This window comes from Salarchaeum japonicum, assembly GCF_049705945.1.
GTDB classification, from domain to species: domain Archaea; phylum Halobacteriota; class Halobacteria; order Halobacteriales; family Halobacteriaceae; genus Salarchaeum; species Salarchaeum japonicum_A.
In genome coordinates this window covers 925,699-941,412 of record NZ_JBNAMV010000004.1, presented here as the reverse complement: position 1 = coordinate 941,412, position 15,714 = coordinate 925,699, and the positions used below count along the sequence as shown (strand labels likewise).

The 15,714-nt window shown below is 67.8% G+C and carries 15 protein-coding genes and 1 pseudogene; 10 read left to right on the top strand and 6 right to left on the bottom strand.

Annotated features, from left to right (window positions below):
* Positions 1-97: 97 nt before the first annotated feature.
* A complete protein-coding gene (locus ACOZ4O_RS06745) occupies positions 98-1,528 on the bottom strand; it encodes a VWA domain-containing protein (protein ID WP_424524544.1) in 1,431 nt (476 codons plus the stop codon).
* Positions 1,529-1,627: 99 nt separating this feature from the next.
* Positions 1,628-2,449 carry a SipW-dependent-type signal peptide-containing protein gene (locus ACOZ4O_RS06740; RefSeq protein WP_424524543.1) on the bottom strand — a complete coding sequence of 274 codons (822 nt, stop codon included), beginning with the start codon at positions 2,447-2,449 and terminating at the stop codon, positions 1,628-1,630.
* A gap of 321 nt (positions 2,450-2,770) precedes the next feature.
* Between ACOZ4O_RS06740 and ACOZ4O_RS06735 the strand changes: the two genes are divergently transcribed.
* The 4 genes and pseudogenes from ACOZ4O_RS06735 to ACOZ4O_RS06720 all read left to right on the top strand — a co-directional run.
* Positions 2,771-3,262 (top strand): DUF7344 domain-containing protein, encoded by a 492-nt coding sequence (locus ACOZ4O_RS06735; RefSeq protein WP_424524542.1) that lies wholly within the window; start codon positions 2,771-2,773, stop codon positions 3,260-3,262.
* Positions 3,263-3,264: 2 nt separating this feature from the next.
* The gene (locus ACOZ4O_RS06730) at positions 3,265-4,080 is read left to right on the top strand and encodes a hypothetical protein (protein ID WP_424524541.1); all 816 of its coding nucleotides are present in this window, start codon (positions 3,265-3,267) and stop codon (positions 4,078-4,080) included.
* A gap of 57 nt (positions 4,081-4,137) precedes the next feature.
* Positions 4,138-4,683, top strand: a complete 546-nt coding sequence (locus ACOZ4O_RS06725) for a DUF7344 domain-containing protein (protein WP_424524540.1) — start codon at positions 4,138-4,140, stop codon at positions 4,681-4,683.
* Between the two features lie 63 nt (positions 4,684-4,746).
* Positions 4,747-4,950 (top strand): annotated as a pseudogene (locus ACOZ4O_RS06720) (twin-arginine translocase TatA/TatE family subunit); the annotation flags it as partial.
* Positions 4,951-4,953: 3 nt separating this feature from the next.
* On the opposite strand, the gene ACOZ4O_RS06715 reads toward ACOZ4O_RS06720, so the two are convergent.
* The 3 genes from ACOZ4O_RS06715 to ACOZ4O_RS06705 all read right to left on the bottom strand — a co-directional run bounded on the left by ACOZ4O_RS06715 (position 4,954) and on the right by ACOZ4O_RS06705 (position 8,692).
* Complete coding sequence (locus ACOZ4O_RS06715; protein WP_424524539.1) at positions 4,954-5,703, bottom strand: SAM hydrolase/SAM-dependent halogenase family protein; 750 nt, start codon at positions 5,701-5,703, stop codon at positions 4,954-4,956.
* Positions 5,700-6,737, bottom strand: coding sequence for an ABC transporter ATP-binding protein (locus tag ACOZ4O_RS06710; protein WP_424524538.1), 1,038 nt, complete (start codon positions 6,735-6,737; stop codon positions 5,700-5,702). The genes ACOZ4O_RS06715 and ACOZ4O_RS06710 overlap by 4 nt, the downstream gene beginning before the upstream one ends.
* A gap of 77 nt (positions 6,738-6,814) precedes the next feature.
* Entirely contained in the window at positions 6,815-8,692 is a 1,878-nt protein-coding gene (locus ACOZ4O_RS06705) for a PINc/VapC family ATPase (protein ID WP_424524537.1), read from the bottom strand.
* 219 nt (positions 8,693-8,911) lie between these two features.
* Here ACOZ4O_RS06705 and ACOZ4O_RS06700 point away from each other — a divergent pair, with 219 nt between their 5' ends.
* The 6 genes from ACOZ4O_RS06700 to ACOZ4O_RS06675 all read left to right on the top strand — a co-directional run bounded on the left by ACOZ4O_RS06700 (position 8,912) and on the right by ACOZ4O_RS06675 (position 14,713).
* Positions 8,912-10,276 carry a glycosyltransferase gene (locus ACOZ4O_RS06700; RefSeq protein WP_424524536.1) on the top strand — a complete coding sequence of 455 codons (1,365 nt, stop codon included), beginning with the start codon at positions 8,912-8,914 and terminating at the stop codon, positions 10,274-10,276.
* A 98-nt stretch (positions 10,277-10,374) separates the two neighbouring features.
* Positions 10,375-11,466 carry a M20 family metallopeptidase gene (locus ACOZ4O_RS06695; protein ID WP_424524535.1) on the top strand — a complete coding sequence of 364 codons (1,092 nt, stop codon included), beginning with the start codon at positions 10,375-10,377 and terminating at the stop codon, positions 11,464-11,466.
* A 26-nt stretch (positions 11,467-11,492) separates the two neighbouring features.
* Entirely contained in the window at positions 11,493-13,004 is a 1,512-nt protein-coding gene (locus tag ACOZ4O_RS06690; protein WP_424524534.1) for a carboxypeptidase M32, read from the top strand.
* 65 nt (positions 13,005-13,069) lie between these two features.
* A complete protein-coding gene (locus tag ACOZ4O_RS06685; RefSeq protein ID WP_424524533.1) occupies positions 13,070-13,651 on the top strand; it encodes a hypothetical protein in 582 nt (193 codons plus the stop codon).
* Between the two features lie 170 nt (positions 13,652-13,821).
* Positions 13,822-14,418, top strand: a complete 597-nt coding sequence (locus tag ACOZ4O_RS06680; protein WP_424524532.1) for a transporter — start codon at positions 13,822-13,824, stop codon at positions 14,416-14,418.
* 118 nt (positions 14,419-14,536) lie between these two features.
* Positions 14,537-14,713, top strand: coding sequence for an HVO_0416 family zinc finger protein (locus tag ACOZ4O_RS06675; protein WP_424524531.1), 177 nt, complete (start codon positions 14,537-14,539; stop codon positions 14,711-14,713).
* On the opposite strand, the gene ACOZ4O_RS06670 is transcribed toward ACOZ4O_RS06675, so the two are convergent.
* The gene (locus ACOZ4O_RS06670; protein WP_424524530.1) at positions 14,710-15,675 is read right to left on the bottom strand and encodes a TIGR03557 family F420-dependent LLM class oxidoreductase; all 966 of its coding nucleotides are present in this window, start codon (positions 15,673-15,675) and stop codon (positions 14,710-14,712) included. The two genes, ACOZ4O_RS06675 and ACOZ4O_RS06670, sit on opposite strands and share 4 nt — an antisense overlap.
* Positions 15,676-15,714: the final 39 nt, after the last annotated feature.

Sequence of the window (15,714 nt, the reverse complement as noted above, 5' to 3'; positions counted from 1 at the left end):
GTCTCCTACCCCGGCGGTAGGTCGAGCGTACCGTGAAGACCCGCCGGCGGAATCGAACCGCCGAACGCCGTGACGGGTCAGCGTCTCGAAGCCGATACTACTGCGGCGTCGTGGTCTGGGGATTGTGGCGGTACTGGGTCGCGGTGAAGTCGATGTCGAACGAGACGCTGTCCGTCTGCACCTCGTTCCCCACCTCGGCGGGGAGCTCCCACTCGAACCCGATGCATTGCGTCGTGTTCCCGGGGTACGGCTGGCGCTCCTCCTCGTTGCGGTCGCCGTCCAGTTCGACGCCCGCCGCGAGCGTCGCCATGACGTCCGAGAGCGTGCCCTCCGCGATGACCTGTTCGCCCGCGAGCACGATCTGCGCGATCTCGGAGTAGACCGTGTCGAGGTCGGCGGCGTCGGGTGCGACGAACGCGTCGCCGGGACTGGACGCGATGTTGTTCGCGAGGTAACTCTGCCCCGCGCCCGAACCGAGCGCGATGGCGAAGATGCGGATGCCCGCGTTCTTCGCGGCGGTCGCGGCGGCCGTCGCGGCGCTCTGACTGGTCGGCTGGCCGTCCGTCAGGACGATCATCACCTTCGACGCGCTGGCCGTCGCGTTCGCGCCGCCCTGGAGTTCGTTCGACGCGGTGGTGATTCCCTGACCCATGTCGGTGCCGCCGCCCGACGTGTAGAGGTCGATTGCGTCCTTGACGGCCTGGTAGTTCGTCGTGAGCCCCTGGTCGAGGCTCGCGCCGTCCGAGAACGAAATCGCCGCGGCCTCGTCGGGGCTGGAGAGGTTGTCGACGAAGTCCTTCGCCGCCGTCTGCAGGTCGCCGATCTCCTGGCTCATTGAGCCGGAGGTGTCGCTGACGAGCGCGATTTCGAGTTCCTGCTGTTCGCCGGTTCCCGTGGGTTCGTAGACGTTGTCGCAGTCCTCGTCGTACCAGGCGGTGACCTCGATGGCGTCCGCGAGCTCGCCCGCCATCGGGCCGTCGGTCTCGTCGACCTCGCTCTCGGGTTCGTTGATGCCGTTCTCGGCGTTCTCGCTGAGTTCGCCGCCCATCTCCAGCCACGCGGGGTTGTCACAGATGTGGATGCTGATGGTCACTTCGCCGGAGTCGCCGGGCTTCACGTCCTCCAGGTGGAAGATGGAGATACCGTCGCCGTTCACGAGGAACTCGTCGGCCTCCGGGGAACAGAAGTCGAACTCAGCGAGGTTGTCCTCCCACGCTTCCATGTCGCTCGGCTGCGGGGTCTGGTCGAGGAGGTAGACGCCGTCGCCGAGGTCTTCCGCGTCACCGTACCCCATCGACACGATGTCGTCCAGGCGACCGGGGCCGCCCGCGTACGTGGACTTGTAGTCGAGCTTGAGGTCGAGTTCGCCGGCGGCGAGCGTGTTTCCGGTGAGAGATTCGGTGTCGGTGAAGTAGGCGCTGGTACCGAGGCCGGCACCGGCGGAGGCGAGGCCGACGGCTCCGAGGCCGCCGAGGACTTTGCGCCGCGAGAGGTTGTACGGTTGTCCGTCGTTGGTGTCGTCGTTCATGGCTGTGTTCCCCGCTCGGGGGAGGCCCACCGGCGGAGTCGAACCGCCGCGGTCGCGTGACCGGATAGCCGGCGTGGGGAAACTGAACCCTGGAGCGGGTCAGTTCGAGGTCGTGGTCGTGTTGAACGGGTTCGCGCCGGACGCGTTGCCGTTCGGGTTGTGGCGTTCCTGCACGGCGACCAGGTCGAAGTCCATCGTGAGGGAGTCCGTCTGCACCTCGTTGCCGACGGTCGTCGGGAGTTCCCAGTGAACGCAGATGCAGGGGCCGGTCTGGGTTTCGGCGTCGGGCGACGCGGGGTACGCGTCGACTTCCTGGGTGCTGCGGTCGGCGTCGAGCAGGAAGCCGGATTCGAGTTCCGCGGCGAGGTCGGCGAGCGTGAAGTCCGCGGGGTAGTTGAGCACGGCTTCGTTCGTGCAGACGACTTCGCCGTCCTCGATGGCGACGCTGTCCGCGTACGCGACGGACACGATGATGCTCTCGCTGAGTTCGCCTTCTTCCGCGCCGGCGGTCGCGTCGACCTCGGCCTCGGGTTCCGACTGCTCGTTCTCGTAGTCGGTCACGCCGTCGCTCCCGAACCAGAGCCACGCGGGGTTGTCGACGATCTTCGGGCAGAACGCGAGGACGCCGCTGTCCCCGGGCTTCACGTCGGAGACTTCGTAGGAATAGTTCGACGGATTGCCGTCGATGGTGCCGCTGGCCGTGGGCTGCGCGGGCGTCGCGGAGCCCTGGTCGACGCCGGTGACCCAGTCCACCACGAGGTCGAGTTCGCCGGCGGTGAGCGTGTTGTTGTTGAGGGATTCGGTGTCGGTGAAGTAGGCGCTGGTGCCGAGGCCGGCACCGGCGGAGGCGAGGCCGACGGCTCCGAGGCCGCCGAGGACTTTGCGCCGCGAGAGGTTGTAGAGTTGGTTGTCGTCTTCCATGGTGTGTTGGCCCGACGCGGTCGCGCCGCGGTGGCGAGGCCGACTGTTTCGGGTACTCGACCCCAGGACGGACACCCTTCTAAGTATGGTTCCGCTGACACGACCTGGGTGTCGGCCTAACTCCGCCGAGGGTCGGCCTACCGGCGCGTAGGCTCGCTCGCGCCGACCGACAACGAACCGTTTACGCGCGGTACGCACCCCCTACCGACCGTCCATTCCGTTTATGCGCTGCCTACCCCGTGACTAGGCAATCCATACCTATCCCCTTCCACGCCCTTCTCTCGTGTCGTGGTACTCCAGACGTATTTCCCTCGACCGTACGTGGCTCAGACGGACGTGTTCGACTTGCTCAGCAACGAACGCCGCTGCCGGTCGATCGAGTACATCGTCACGGCCGAGGACACGACGCTCCGCGCGCTCGCCGACCTCGTCGCCGCGGACGAAGCCGGCACCGACACCCCGTCCGACGCCGTCCGCACCGCCGTCTACGTCTCCCTCCGACAAGTCCACCTTCCGCGGCTCGCGGAGGCCGGCCTCGTTGAGTTCGACGCGGACGAGAACACCGTTCGCGTCCTCCCGCGTGCGCGAGGCGTGACGCTCTACCTCGAACTCGTCACGCGCTACGGCGTCACCTGGGGCGAGTGCTACCAGTACATCGGCATCACCGGCTTCCTCACCGTCCTCGGGTCGCTCCTCGCGCTCCCCGTCCTCGACGCCCTCCCGACACTCGTCTGGACGACCGCGTTCCTTGCGCTGTTCGCCGCCGTGAGCGCGTACCAACTGCTCGCCGATCGACGCACCCCGACCCACTGACCATGCTCGCACTCCCGCTGACGCTCGACGCCGTCCGCCGCCCCGAATACACGGGTGAGAACCGCTGTCTCCCCTGTACTGGCGTGAACATCGTGCTCGCCGCCGCGGGCGCGCTCGCGCTCGCCGCGTTCGTCTCCACGCCGGTCGCGCTCGCCGCGTTCGCGCTCGCGCTCGCGGCCATCTACGTCCGGGGCTACCTCGTCCCCGGCACGCCCGCGCTCACCGCGCGCTACCTCCCCGACCGCGTGCTCCGCGCGTTCGACAAGCGGCCGGCGCGCGACGCCGGCGACCTCGACGTCCTCGACACTCTCAGCGCGCTCGGCGCAGTCGTCGAAACCCCGGACAGCGACGTGGGGCTCGCGCCCGATTTCGACGCCGAGTGGCGCGCCCGCATGGTCGCCAGCGACACAACCACCCCGCGAACCGCTGACCTCGCCGCGCTCCTCGACGCCGACCCCGCCGACATCGACGTGCAGTACCACGGCGACGGCGCGTGCAGCGTCTTCTGCGGCCCCGACATCGTCGGACGCTGGGAGTCCCCCGCCGCGTTCAACGCCGACGTGACCGCGGACGCCGTGCTCGACGCGCGCGACGAGTGGCGCGCCCTCCCGCTCACACACCGCGGCGAACTCCTCGCCGCCCTCCGCGCCTGCCTCGACACCTGCCCGGCCTGCCACGGCCGCGTCGAACTCGGCGCGGACACCGTGGCGTCCTGCTGTCGGAGCGTCGACGTGGCCGCCGCCGACTGCACGCAGTGCGGCGCGCGCCTCTTCGAGGTGGAACTCGACCCGCGCGTTCTCGACGCCGCAAACGTGTAAAACACCCAATTAACTATGACGGGTGCTATCCTACTTCGCTAACGATGGATTCCCTCGATGTCTGAACAACTCTTCACGAAGCTCGAAACGACGCTCACGCCCGACGACGTGTTTCGAACGATGAGCAATCAGCGCCGCCGCTACGCGTTTGACTACCTCCGGTCGGCGGACAGTCCCGTCTCCCTCCGCGACCTCTCCGAGTACGTCGCGTCCCTGGAGAACGACGTGCCGGTCGCCGAACTCACCGGGCCGGAACGAAAACGCGTCTACACCGCGCTCCACCAGACACATCTCCCGATGATGGACTCGCTCGGCGTCGTCGAGTACGACCGCAACCGCACCACCGTCCAGCTCACGGCCGCCGCGCGCGAGGTCGAACTGTACGTCGAAGTCGTCCCCGAACACCACTTCACGTGGGCGGAGTACTACGGCCTGCTCGCCGCGTTTGTCGCGTCGCTCGCGCTCGCCGTCCAGCAGGGCGTCGCGCCGGGCTGGCTGACGAACTCCCTCCTCGTCTGGCTCTCCGCCCTCTCCTTCGGCGCGTCCGCGCTCGCCCAGCACGTCACGTCCCGAACGCTCCGCGTGCCGCCCCGCGAGGACTGAGGGCCACCCTATCGCGCCGGTAGCCCCGTCATACCTATCTCCCGTGCCGTCCTCCGTCTCTCTATGTACGACATACTCCCGTCGTTCATCGGTGGACTGCCCGGCGGCATGGAATTCGCGGTCATCCTGCTGCTCGCAATACTGCTGTTCGGCGCGAACAAACTCCCCGCGCTCGCCCGGTCGTCCGGGCAGGCCATTGGCGAGTTCAAGCGCGGCCGCGCGGAACTCGAGGACGAACTCCGCGACGCCGCGACCGGCGAGGACGACTAACTACTTCTTCACTGTCACGTCGTCGCCGGGCCGGACGCCGAACGCGTCCGCGCCTCGCCCCTGATTCACGGCGAGTTCGACGTTCTCGTGGCTTGCCACGGTCACGAGTCGCTTCCCGACCGCGACGTGCGCGTACGACGGTTCGACGGGCGCGCGCTCGCCGTTCACGAGCACGGAGGCGGCGTCCGCGACGAACCCGCCGGGAACGTTCGTGATGGCGTTCCCGAAGTCGTCCACGACCAGCACTTCGCCGTGCGCCACGTCGCCCTCGACGGTCGCGTCGGGGAGCGTGAGGTCGACGCAGTCCGCGGCGGGCGTGACGTTTTCGAGTGACTCGATGTTCTCGACGCCCGCCTCGTGCACCTCGGCCGCGGCGGGCGCGAACACGTCGCGGCCGTGGAACGTCGAACTCGCCGGGTTCTCGACGCCGATTTCGAACACCTCGACGTCGCCGTCGAGCGCGCGGGCGGCGGGCCGGACGACGCCGTTGTCGGGCGCGACGAACGCGTGGTGGCCGACGCGGACGACGACGGCGGCGCGGTCGGTCCCGACGCCCGGGTCCACGACAACCAAGTGGACTGCGGGCGGGTAGTGCGGGACGACCTCGCGAAGCCAGAACGCGGCCGCGCGGACGTCCTGGCGCGGGAGGTCGTGCGCGATGTCCACGAGGCGGGCGTCGGTCCGCTGGAGCACGACGCCCTTCATCGCCGCCGGGTAGGGACTGCCGAAGTCAGAGGTGAGCGTTATCATAGTACCGTGGCGTCCTCGGGCGCGAACCCGAGCGTGAGCGTGTCCGTTTCGGGTACGTCGTCGAGGCGCACGACGACCTGCCGGTCGTTCCACGTCCCGTACACTCTCGTCGTCTCCCCGAGGAACTCCGCGGTGTCGACGGCGATATCGAGGCGGTTCGCCGTCGCGTCCCGCGTGAGGCGTTCGGGGCGCACGCAGAACGTCACGCGGTCGCCCGCCGCGGCGTCGATATCGTCGTCCGTGATGCGGAGCGCCTCTCCGTCCACGTCCACCGTCGCGACGCCGTCCTCGCGGCCGGTGAGCGTGCCGTCGAGGACGTTGTTGTCGCCGACGAACTCCGCGACGAACCGCGTCCCCGGCGTCCGGTACACCTCCTGCGGCGTGCCGGCCTGTTCGACCCGGCCGTCGTTCATCACCGCGAGGCGGTCGGAGATGCTCAGTGCCTCCTCCTGGTCGTGCGTGACGTAGATGGTCGTGATTCCGAGGTCGCGCTGGATGCGCTTGACGTGCCGCCGCAGCGTCTCGCGGAGGCGGGCGTCGAGCGCGCTCATCGGTTCGTCCAGCAGGAGGAGGCTCGGGCCGGGTGCGAGCGCGCGGGCGAGCGCGACCCGCTGTTGCTGGCCGCCCGATAGTTCCGCGGGGTCGCGGTCCTCGAACCCTTCGAGGTCGACGAGGTCGAGCAGTTCCGCGACGCGTTCGTCCCTGCTTGCGCCGCCCGGCGCGTCCCGGAACCGTAGGCCGTACGCGATGTTCTCCGCGACCGTCATGTGGGGGAAGAGCGCGTAGTTCTGGAAGACGATGCCCACGTCGCGTTCGTCTACGGGAACCCCGGTCACGTCCGCGCCGTCGAACCGCACCGCGCCCGCCGTCGGCTCCTCGAACCCCGCGACCATACGGAGAGTCGTCGTCTTCCCGCAGCCGGAGGGCCCGACGAGCGTGAAGAACTCGCCGTCCCGAACGTCGAGCGACACGCCGTCCAGCGCCGTCGTCGCGCCGAACGCCTTCGTTACGCCGTCGAGACGAACGTCAACCACGAGTCGTCGCCCCCGTTCCGCCGCGGTCCGTAGCCATAGAACACACGTCTAACCACTCGGTGTTATCACCACCGAATTCACTCGTTGGCGACGACCGTGATTCGCTCCTGGCGGTCGATGGCGCGTTCGAGTTCCTCCGCGATGGCGCTCCCCCGGGAGACCTGGATGTCGCCGCCGCGACCGACCGTCGCGGTGAACAGGTAGTCGCCGTCCGCCTGCACTTCGACCGTGTCGCCCGGACTCGCGGTCTCCACGGGGATGTTGATGTGGCGGGACGTGATGTCCGGCGTCACGACCTCGCCCTGCGGTTCCGCGCCGCCCGACTTACTCGCGCCGTTCGCGCCGCCCGCCCCCGACGCCGTGGGCGTGTCCGGAAGTTCGTCCAGCGTCCGCACGTCGATGCTGATGCCGAGGCGCTCCTCGATTTCGCTGATGCGACCGCCGCCCTTCCCGATGACGTGACTGATCTCGTCGTCGGAGACGTAGACGACCGCGGTGTTCTGCCCGCGGAGTTCGACCTCCACGGGACCGCGGGTCGCCGACTGGATCTCGCGCTTTATCTCCTGCTTCGCGAGGTTCCCGACGCCCGACTCCGTACTCCCGCCCGCTTCGTCGAGCGGGACGGTGACGACCTGGCGGTTGAACGTGTAAATCTCGTACGCCGGCCGCCCCGTCTCGAAGTCCGTCACCTGAATGACGGGGCGCGCGAGGTCTTCTTCCATCAGACCCTCGGGAACCTTCACCTCGGTCGTCACGTCGTACACCGTGTCCACGTCACCGGCCTCGATGAACACGACCGTGTCCACGATCTGCGGAATCATGCCGAGTTCGACGCGGCCGACGAGGCGCTGGAGCGCGTCGATGGGGCGGGTGGCGTGCACGACGCCGACCATCCCGACGCCCGCGAGCCGCATGTCCGCGAACACCTCGAAGTCGTCCGTTTTCCGGACCTCGTCGTAGATGGTGTAGTCCGGTCGCACCATCAGCAGGGAGTCCGCGGTGGTCTCCATCGACCCGCCGAGCTCCGTGTACTGCGTGATTTCGTCGCCGACCTGGAGGTCGCGCGGCTTCTCCATCGTCTTCACGACGTAGCCGTTATCGTCCAGGAACTCCGCGACCGCCTGCCCGAACGTCGACTTCCCCGCGCCCGGCGAACCGGCGATGAGGATGCCGCGGTCGCGCTCCAGCATCCGCTCCTTGAGTTCGCCCGAGAACTCGTACTCCTCCATCGTCGTCTTCACGATGGGGCGCACCGCCGTAATCTCGAACCCGTCACTGAACGGCGGTCGCGCCATGGCGATACGCATGTCCCGAATCTGGGCGATGGTCATCCCCTCCTCGGAGAGCTCCACGAACCCCTCGTCCGTGCGTTTCGCGGTGTCAATTATTTCGTTCGAGTACTCCTTGAGCGTGTCAACGTCGAGCTTCGTGGAGCCGATTTCCTGATAGGAGATGTCGCCCACGTCGCCGCGTTTCGCCATCGGGACCACACCCGCCTTCAGGTGGACGCTCATCGTCGACTCGTCGAAGTACTGCTCGATTTCGAGCGCGCCAGCCTCCTCGTCGAGCGGTTCGAGGTACTGCACGTCGAGGCCCTTCGCCTTCGCGACCTCGGACTGCACGATGTCGCTCGTGACGAACGTCGCGTCGTACTCCACCGCCACGTCCCGAATGATGGCGTCGATGGCCCCGGCGGCGGCGCGCTTGATATCTTCTTCCGTTGCTCGGTCACCCACGTACTGGAGGTCGATGTCGCCGTCGTCCGCGAGGTCCGCGAGCCGCTGTAGCTCCGAGAGGCCGTCCCAGCCGGTGCTCCGGCCGCTGTTGGCCTGCGCCTCGATTTCGCCCACGACCGCTTCGGGGACGATAACCGTCGCGCCAGCGTACTCGCCGGACTCGACGCCCGCGCTCACGCGGCCGTCGATGACGACGCTCGTGTCCGGCACTAATTTCATACCCACAGATAACTGCGGCCCGCTGATAAGGGTGTTCGTCGCCGCCGACGCGAACCGCCCGCATCGCCGCTCCACGACACGCCAACCACCGCCGCGGCGCGGAGCGCGAGCGAACACGCGACGCTTCCGGGGACGCGTTCGCCGCCGTCGAATCACTCGACAGAGCTGTCGGGGACCGGTACGGTTTTGGCGGGGGTTGCCGTTGCACTCGACAAACGGATGGAGGTCAAGACCGTCGACGAACAGGGGACGTCCGTCGGCCGCCTCGTCGCCTATGTCGGGGTAGTCGCGGCCTTCCTCGTGTTCGTCCTCGCACCCGGCGTCGTCTCCGTGCCGTACCGTCGATGGTTGAAAACGATTCTCCTCGTCGTCATCTTCGTCCAGCTCGCCCGGCTCGCCGCCTCCACGCTCGCGTCCTACCCAGAGGTCTCCGACCCGCCCGACCTCGACGTGCCCGACGCCGACCTCCCGTCGGTGAGCGTCGTCATCCCCGCGTACAACGAGGCCGCCGTCCTCCCGAGCACTCTCGACGCCTGCCGCGCGGTCGACTATCCCGAAGACCGCCTCGAAATCGTCGTCTGCTACGAGTCCGACTGCACCGACGGCACGGCCGACATCGTCGAATCGGCGGCCGCCGCGGACGACCGAATCGTCGCGCTCGAACGCGACGAACCCGGCGGCGGAAAGGCCGCCGCCGCGAACTACGCCATCGAGCGCGCGAGCGGCGACATCATCGCGAGCATCGACGCCGACCACGAGTTCGCGCCCGACGCCATCCGCCGCGCCGTCACGTGGTTCGTCGCCGAACCCGAGACGTGGTGCGTGAAAGGCCGGTGTTACGGCCACAACCCCACGGACTCCCTCGTCGCGCTCTACGCGACGGTCGACCGCCACATCGTCGAGAAGGTCGAACTGTTCGCGCGCGAACTGTTCGGCGGGTTCCGGCTGTTCGGCGGCGGACAGGCGTTCTTCCGCAGCAAAGTCTTCGAGGAAATCGGGCCGTTCGACGAGGAAATCCTCGTGGAGGACATCGACATGAGCGCGAAACTCCACGCGAACGGCAAGCGCATCCGCATGGACCCCGGCGTCGTGACGTACGAGGAACAACCGACCACGCTCTCCGCGTGGTGGAGTCAACGCAAGCGCTGGGCGCGCGGCTGGCTTCAGGTGTCGGTCCGGCACTTCTCGTCCGTCCTCCGGTCGAACAACCCGACGCGGGTCGCGAAGGCGGACGCCGCCCAGACGTTCGGATACACGATGCTCACGCCGTTCCTCGTCGTCGGCCTCCCGCTCCCCCTGTTCGACGTCGCGGGCGCGCACGCCTCGGCCTACATCCCCTACAGCGAGATACTCTGGACGATTATGGGCGTGTTCCCCGTCGCCGCCGCGCTCGCCGTGTTCGCCGCGGACCGCCGCGACGGCTACTCCCACCACCCCGCCGAGTACGTCGTCGCGCTCACGATGGGCGCCTACATGGTCGTGAACTCCGTCGTGTACGTCGTCGCGTTCATCGAGGAGTTCGTGCTCGACAAACCCTCCGTCTACGTCACCACCACGCGCGCCGACGACGACCCCGCCGACTGACTCCGCCGCCTTCCTCGCCGACTGCCCCGCGGACTGACCCCGAAACCGCCACCCAGCGCGCCCCCTTCTTTTTCCGCTCGTGTCCCCTGTCTCTCGGTATGGACGAGGTTCACGCGCTCGCGCGACGGCTCGTCGACGTACCGAGCCACGAGGACGAGACCGCCGCCGGGGACGAAATCGAGAACTGGCTCCGCGAACACACCGACGCCGAGGTCACCCGGGACGACGCGCCAAACGGCGGAAACATTATCGCGCGAAAAGGCTCGGGAGAGTCCGTCGCGCTCGTCGGCCATCACGACGTGGTGCCGCCCGCGGACGAACAGACGGAAGATGGCGAGTACGTCGTCTCCGAGGAGGACGGCCGGCTGTACGGCCGCGGTGCGGCGGACATGAAGGGCGCCGTCGCCGCCGCGATGGTCGCCTTCCGGGACGCCGACCCGGACTGCGAACTCGTCTTCTGCTCGTTCGTCGGCGAGGAACAGGGCGGCGTCGGCGCTCGACACTACCTCGACCACAACGACGCACCCGATTACGCTATCGTCGCCGAAGGGTCGACGAGCTACACGACCGACGGCGTGACGGACGTGGTCATCGCGCACAAGGGCCGCCGCGGCAGCACCATCCGCGCACAGGGCGTCGCCGCGCACGCGAGCGAACCCGCGTCCGGCGAGAACGCGATCTATCGCGCGAGCGACGCCATGGACGTGGTGCGCGAACTCGACGCTCCCGCGGTCGACGTGCTGGGCGAGCGCGTCGAAGGAAGCGTCGCGGTCACCGAGATCGACGGCGGGAGCGCGTGGAACGTCATCCCCGACACGTGCGAAGTCACCGTGGACGAACGCACCGTTCCCGGCGAGCGCGCGGACTTGCGCCGCGTCACCAGCGTCCCCGGCGTCTCCTGGTCCGTCGACCAAGACCTCCCGCCGATGGAGTGCACGAGCGAAGCGTTCGCGGACGCCGTCCTCAACGCCGCGAACGCCGCCCAGGACGGCACCCCCCAGCATGTCTCGAAACCGCACGCCACCGACGCCGGCTGGCTCGCCGACGAGGGAACCGCGTGCGTCGTCTGCGGCGCGTCTGAACCCGGAGAAGCCCACACGAAGTCGGAGAGCGTCTCCCTCGACACGCTCTCAGTCTGCTACGAGACGTACCTCGGACTGGCGAACGCTTGGCCGGTTCGGGAGGATTGATACGTCCGCGCGAGTGACTGATTCGCATGGCAACCGCAGAGGAGACTGACGCCCCCGAGGCGTACGAGGAACTACTCGACCAGTACGAACGACTCACGTACGTCGGCGGCGCGTCCGGCGTGCTGTCCTGGGACCAGCAGGTGATGATGCCGGAGGGCGGCGCGCCCGCGCGCTCGAAGCAGCTCTCGGCGCTCTCCGCCATCCACCACGAACTCCTGACGGACGACGACGTGGGGGAGTGGCTGGACGAACTGGAGGACGCCGACCTCACCGGCGAGCAGGCCGCGGTCGTCCGTGAGATTCGACGGCAGTACGAGCGCGCGGACGCCGTGCCCGTCGAACTCGTGGAAGAGATTTCGGAGACGTCGAGCGAGGCGCTGCAGGTGTGGGAGGACGCGAGGGCCGAGGACGACTTCTCGAAGTTCGCGCCCTACCTCGAAGACCTCGTGGAACTCAAACGCGAGTACGCGGAGCACATCGATCCGGACGCCGACCCGTACGAGGTCCTGTTCGCGGACTACGAACCGTACCTCGACCTGGACACCGCGGAGCGCGTGCTCACGCGGCTTCGCGACGAACTCGTTCCGCTCATCGACGAACTGAACGACGCGGACGCCGACCTCGCCCAGCCCTTCGACGGCACGTACCCCGAGGACGCCCAGGAGGCGCTCAGCCGGGACGTGCTCGAACTGGTGGACTACGACTTCGAGCGCGGCCGCCTCGACACCTCCAGTCACCCCTTCACGTCGGGGAACCAGTTCGACACCCGCATCACCACGCGCTTCGACGAATCCGACCCGCTGGGCGCGCTGATGAGCACCGTCCACGAGTACGGACACGCCCAGTACAACCTCGGCGTCCCCCAGGAGGAGTACGGGACGCCGCTCGGCGAGTCCCGCGACCTCACCGTCCACGAGTCCCAGAGCCGACTCTGGGAGAACCACATCGGCCGCTCCCGCGCGTTCTACGACCTCGTTCTCGACGACCTCACGGAGCACTTCGACGGCCTCGACGACGCGACCGTCGAGGACGTGTACGAGGCCGCGAACCAGATCTATCCGGAGAACCTCATCCGCGTGGAGGCGGACGAGCTCACCTACCACATGCACATCATCCTCCGGTTCGAAATCGAACGGGACCTCATCAGCGGCGACCTCGACGTCGAGGACGTACCCGAGGTCTGGAACGAGAAGATGGAGGAGTACCTCGGCGTCACTCCGGACACGGACGCTGAGGGCTGCCTACAGGACATCCACTGGAGTCACGGGAACTTCGGGTACTTCCCGACGTACTCGCTCGGGAGCGTGCTCGCCGCGCAACTGTACGCGAGCGCCGAGGACGACATCGACGACCTCGACGGGAAGGTCGCGGCGGGCGAGTTCGACGACCTCCACGACTGGCTGGGCGAGAACGTTCACCAGCACGGAAAGCGCTACACGACGCCCGAACTCGTCGAGGAAGCGACCGGCGAACCCTACACGGCCGACTACTTCCTCGACTACGCGGAATCGAAGTTCCGCGACCTCTACGACCTCTAACGGCCGCGATAACAACATTCACACGACTACGAGTTTTTATACCAACGCAGTCTGTCACTTCGCGCATGTCTCGAACTCAACAGCCTGGGTTCGTCGGCGCGGCGCGTCAATCGCTCGCGGGAAGCGCTGTCGTCGGCGCACTCGCGTTCGTCGCGAACTACATCCTCGTCTACGCGATGATGGTCATCGACGACGTGGAGTTTACCGGTACAGACGTCGAGATGTGGAAAATCGCCGGCTGGGTGTTTTACAACGCGCAGAACGTCAAAATCGAAGTGACCTCGGCGGGCCGATCGCGGACCATCGACTACCTGTCGGCGGCACCGTCGGCCAGCAACCTCACCAGTACGGTCCCGAAGCTCGCCTACTACGTGGTCCCCGCTCTCGTCCTCCTCGTGGCGGGCTACGTGGCCTACCAGCGCTCGAACCGCAGCCTCGGCGCCGAGAGCGCGGCGGGCGTGGGAGCAGCGATAGCGGGGGGATACGTCGTGCTCTCTGCCGCCGGCGTGTTCGTTTTCGAGTACACGCAGTCCTCGCTCAACACTACTGGTACCGCCGCGCCGAAACTCTCGACCGCGATTCTCGTCGCCGGCCTCGTCTATCCGGTCGTGCTCGGCGCCATCGGCGGCTACTTCGGCGTGAACTGACCGGTAGCGTTTCCGCCCCTCCCTGTAGTGGGGTGACTGTGGACGCTTACGACGACCTCTCGGCGTGAGCACGCGCCTTCGACGCCTGCAACCTCCAGCGGCCGCGAAACCGCTGTTTTCACCGGCGGCCGCGTGCGAGATTTTATATGGACAGGCGTCCCGCATCCGGTATGGCAACGAACCGACGGTCCGACTCCGGCAGCGCGGTTCCGTCAGCCCTCCCGGTCAGCGCCGCCATCGGCGCGGCCGCGTACGTCCTGAACTACGTCCTCGTCTACCTGTTCATGCTCGTGGACGGCGTCGAGTCCGGCGGCGACATCCCGGCGTGGAAGGTCGCTGGCTGGGTGTTCTACAACGCCCACAACGTCGACGTGACGGCGACGGTCGGCGGCGAGACCGCGTCCGTGAACTACCTGGAGAGCGCGGCCGCAGGCGGCCTCACCGACGCAATCTCCCAACTCACGAGCACCGTCCCGAAACTCGTCTACTACGTCGTGCCCGCGGCCGTGCTCGTGCTCGCGGGACTCCTCGCCGCTCGCCGCGTCCGCGCGAGCCTCAGCGGCGTCGAAGCCGCGGGCGTCGGCGCGGGCATCGTCGGCGGCTACCTCGTGCTCTCCGCCATCGGCGCGTTCGTCTTCGAGTACACCGTCTCCGCGTTCGGCGCGTCGGCCTCGCTCGCGCCGAACCTCGCGTCCGCGATTCTCGTCGCTGGCCTCGTCTACCCGCTCCTTCTCGGCGCCATCGGCGGCATCGTCGACACCATCTAGCACACGCCTCCGCGCGCTCCTCTCGCGTTTGCGGCGTTCGCGTCCGATTTTTCTGATTCTACAGTTTCAGCTGTCCGCCCGACACGCTTAAGTCGTGGTGTGGTATAGCATACCGTGTATGTCGAGCGCACAGGAGTCAATCGACGGCGTCCTCGACGAGTTCCTCGAAGCACGCGGTCACGACACGTCGCAGGTAGCGTGGGACCGAAGCTATAACAAGAAACAGTGTCCCGACTGCGGCGGACTCCACGACGAGGACGCCACCACCTGCACAGTCTGCGGGTGGGCGCCCTAGAGCACGCCGTCCGCCATCGCCGCGACGAACGCTTCCTGATTCGGGCTACTCGAGAGGAGTTCGACCTCGTCGAACCCCGCGTCCGCGTGTCGCGCGAGCAACTCCCCTACCTCGCCGATGTCGTCCGTGACGAGCCCCCAGTCCGTCCAGTTTTCCCGAGGTACGTCGCGACCGCGTGACTCGATTTCGCGCGGGTCGGCGACTGGTTCGTCGAACCCGACCGCCATCGTTCCCGTCCAGAACTCCACCGCGTCCAGCGCGTCCGCGTACTCGTCGGCGTAGGAGACACCGGCCTGCCGGATGCGACGGATGTCGTCGGGGTCGCGGCCCGCTTCCGCCGCGCCGGCTTCGAGCGCGGGCACGAGCTCGGTCTCGTACGTCTCGACGGGCGCGAGCGTGAGGAACCCGTCCGCGTACTGGCCCGCCACCTTCGCCGAGTGCACGCCGTTCCCCGCGACGTACAGCGGAACGTCCTCGTCCGGGCGCGTGTAGAGCCTCGCGTCGTCCAGATTCCAGTAGTGGCCGTCGTAGTCCACGAACCCTCCGCTCATCAGCTTTCGATAGATTCGGCAGGCGTCCACGAGACGCGCGCGACGCTCCGGGTAGTCCGGCCAGTCGTAGCCGAGCGGGCGCTCGTTCATCGCCTCGCCCGTCGCGAGCGTCAGGTGCGCGCGCCCCGGATACATCGACCCGAGCGTCGCCGCGAACTGCGCCAACAGTCCCGGATGGTAGCGACCCACCGGGGGCGTGACGCCCGTCCCCATCCGCATCGAATCGGTGCGTTCGAGCGCCGCGCCGAGCCACGGCCACGCCGCCCCGCAGTGCGCGCCCGTGTCCCACCACGGATGGAAGTGGTCGCTCGTCCACACCGAATCGAACCCCGCGCCCTCCGCGAGTTCCGCGTGGTCGAGGAGCCGACCCGGCGCGTACTGCTCGTGGGCAGCGAAGAACCCAACATCCATACCCGGGAGGTCTGTTCCTAGCGGAAAACAGTTAGTGGC

Bases quoted from the DNA above. Each gene is read 5' to 3' on its own strand.
- ACOZ4O_RS06725 (WP_424524540.1), top strand. From the start codon at position 4,138: ATGTCTGAACAACTCTTCACGAAGCTCGAAACGACGCTCACGCCCGAC.
- ACOZ4O_RS06730 (WP_424524541.1), top strand. From the start codon at position 3,265: ATGCTCGCACTCCCGCTGACGCTCGACGCCGTCCGCCGCCCCGAATAC.
- ACOZ4O_RS06685 (WP_424524533.1), top strand. From the start codon at position 13,070: ATGTCTCGAACTCAACAGCCTGGGTTCGTCGGCGCGGCGCGTCAATCG.
- ACOZ4O_RS06700 (WP_424524536.1), top strand. From the start codon at position 8,912: ATGGAGGTCAAGACCGTCGACGAACAGGGGACGTCCGTCGGCCGCCTC.
- ACOZ4O_RS06705 (WP_424524537.1), bottom strand. From the start codon at position 8,692: ATGAAATTAGTGCCGGACACGAGCGTCGTCATCGACGGCCGCGTGAGC.
- ACOZ4O_RS06675 (WP_424524531.1), top strand. From the start codon at position 14,537: ATGTCGAGCGCACAGGAGTCAATCGACGGCGTCCTCGACGAGTTCCTC.
- ACOZ4O_RS06715 (WP_424524539.1), bottom strand. From the start codon at position 5,703: ATGATAACGCTCACCTCTGACTTCGGCAGTCCCTACCCGGCGGCGATG.
- ACOZ4O_RS06745 (WP_424524544.1), bottom strand. From the start codon at position 1,528: ATGAACGACGACACCAACGACGGACAACCGTACAACCTCTCGCGGCGC.
- ACOZ4O_RS06670 (WP_424524530.1), bottom strand. From the start codon at position 15,675: ATGGATGTTGGGTTCTTCGCTGCCCACGAGCAGTACGCGCCGGGTCGG.
- ACOZ4O_RS06695 (WP_424524535.1), top strand. From the start codon at position 10,375: ATGGACGAGGTTCACGCGCTCGCGCGACGGCTCGTCGACGTACCGAGC.
- ACOZ4O_RS06740 (WP_424524543.1), bottom strand. From the start codon at position 2,449: ATGGAAGACGACAACCAACTCTACAACCTCTCGCGGCGCAAAGTCCTC.
- ACOZ4O_RS06690 (WP_424524534.1), top strand. From the start codon at position 11,493: ATGGCAACCGCAGAGGAGACTGACGCCCCCGAGGCGTACGAGGAACTA.
- ACOZ4O_RS06680 (WP_424524532.1), top strand. From the start codon at position 13,822: ATGGCAACGAACCGACGGTCCGACTCCGGCAGCGCGGTTCCGTCAGCC.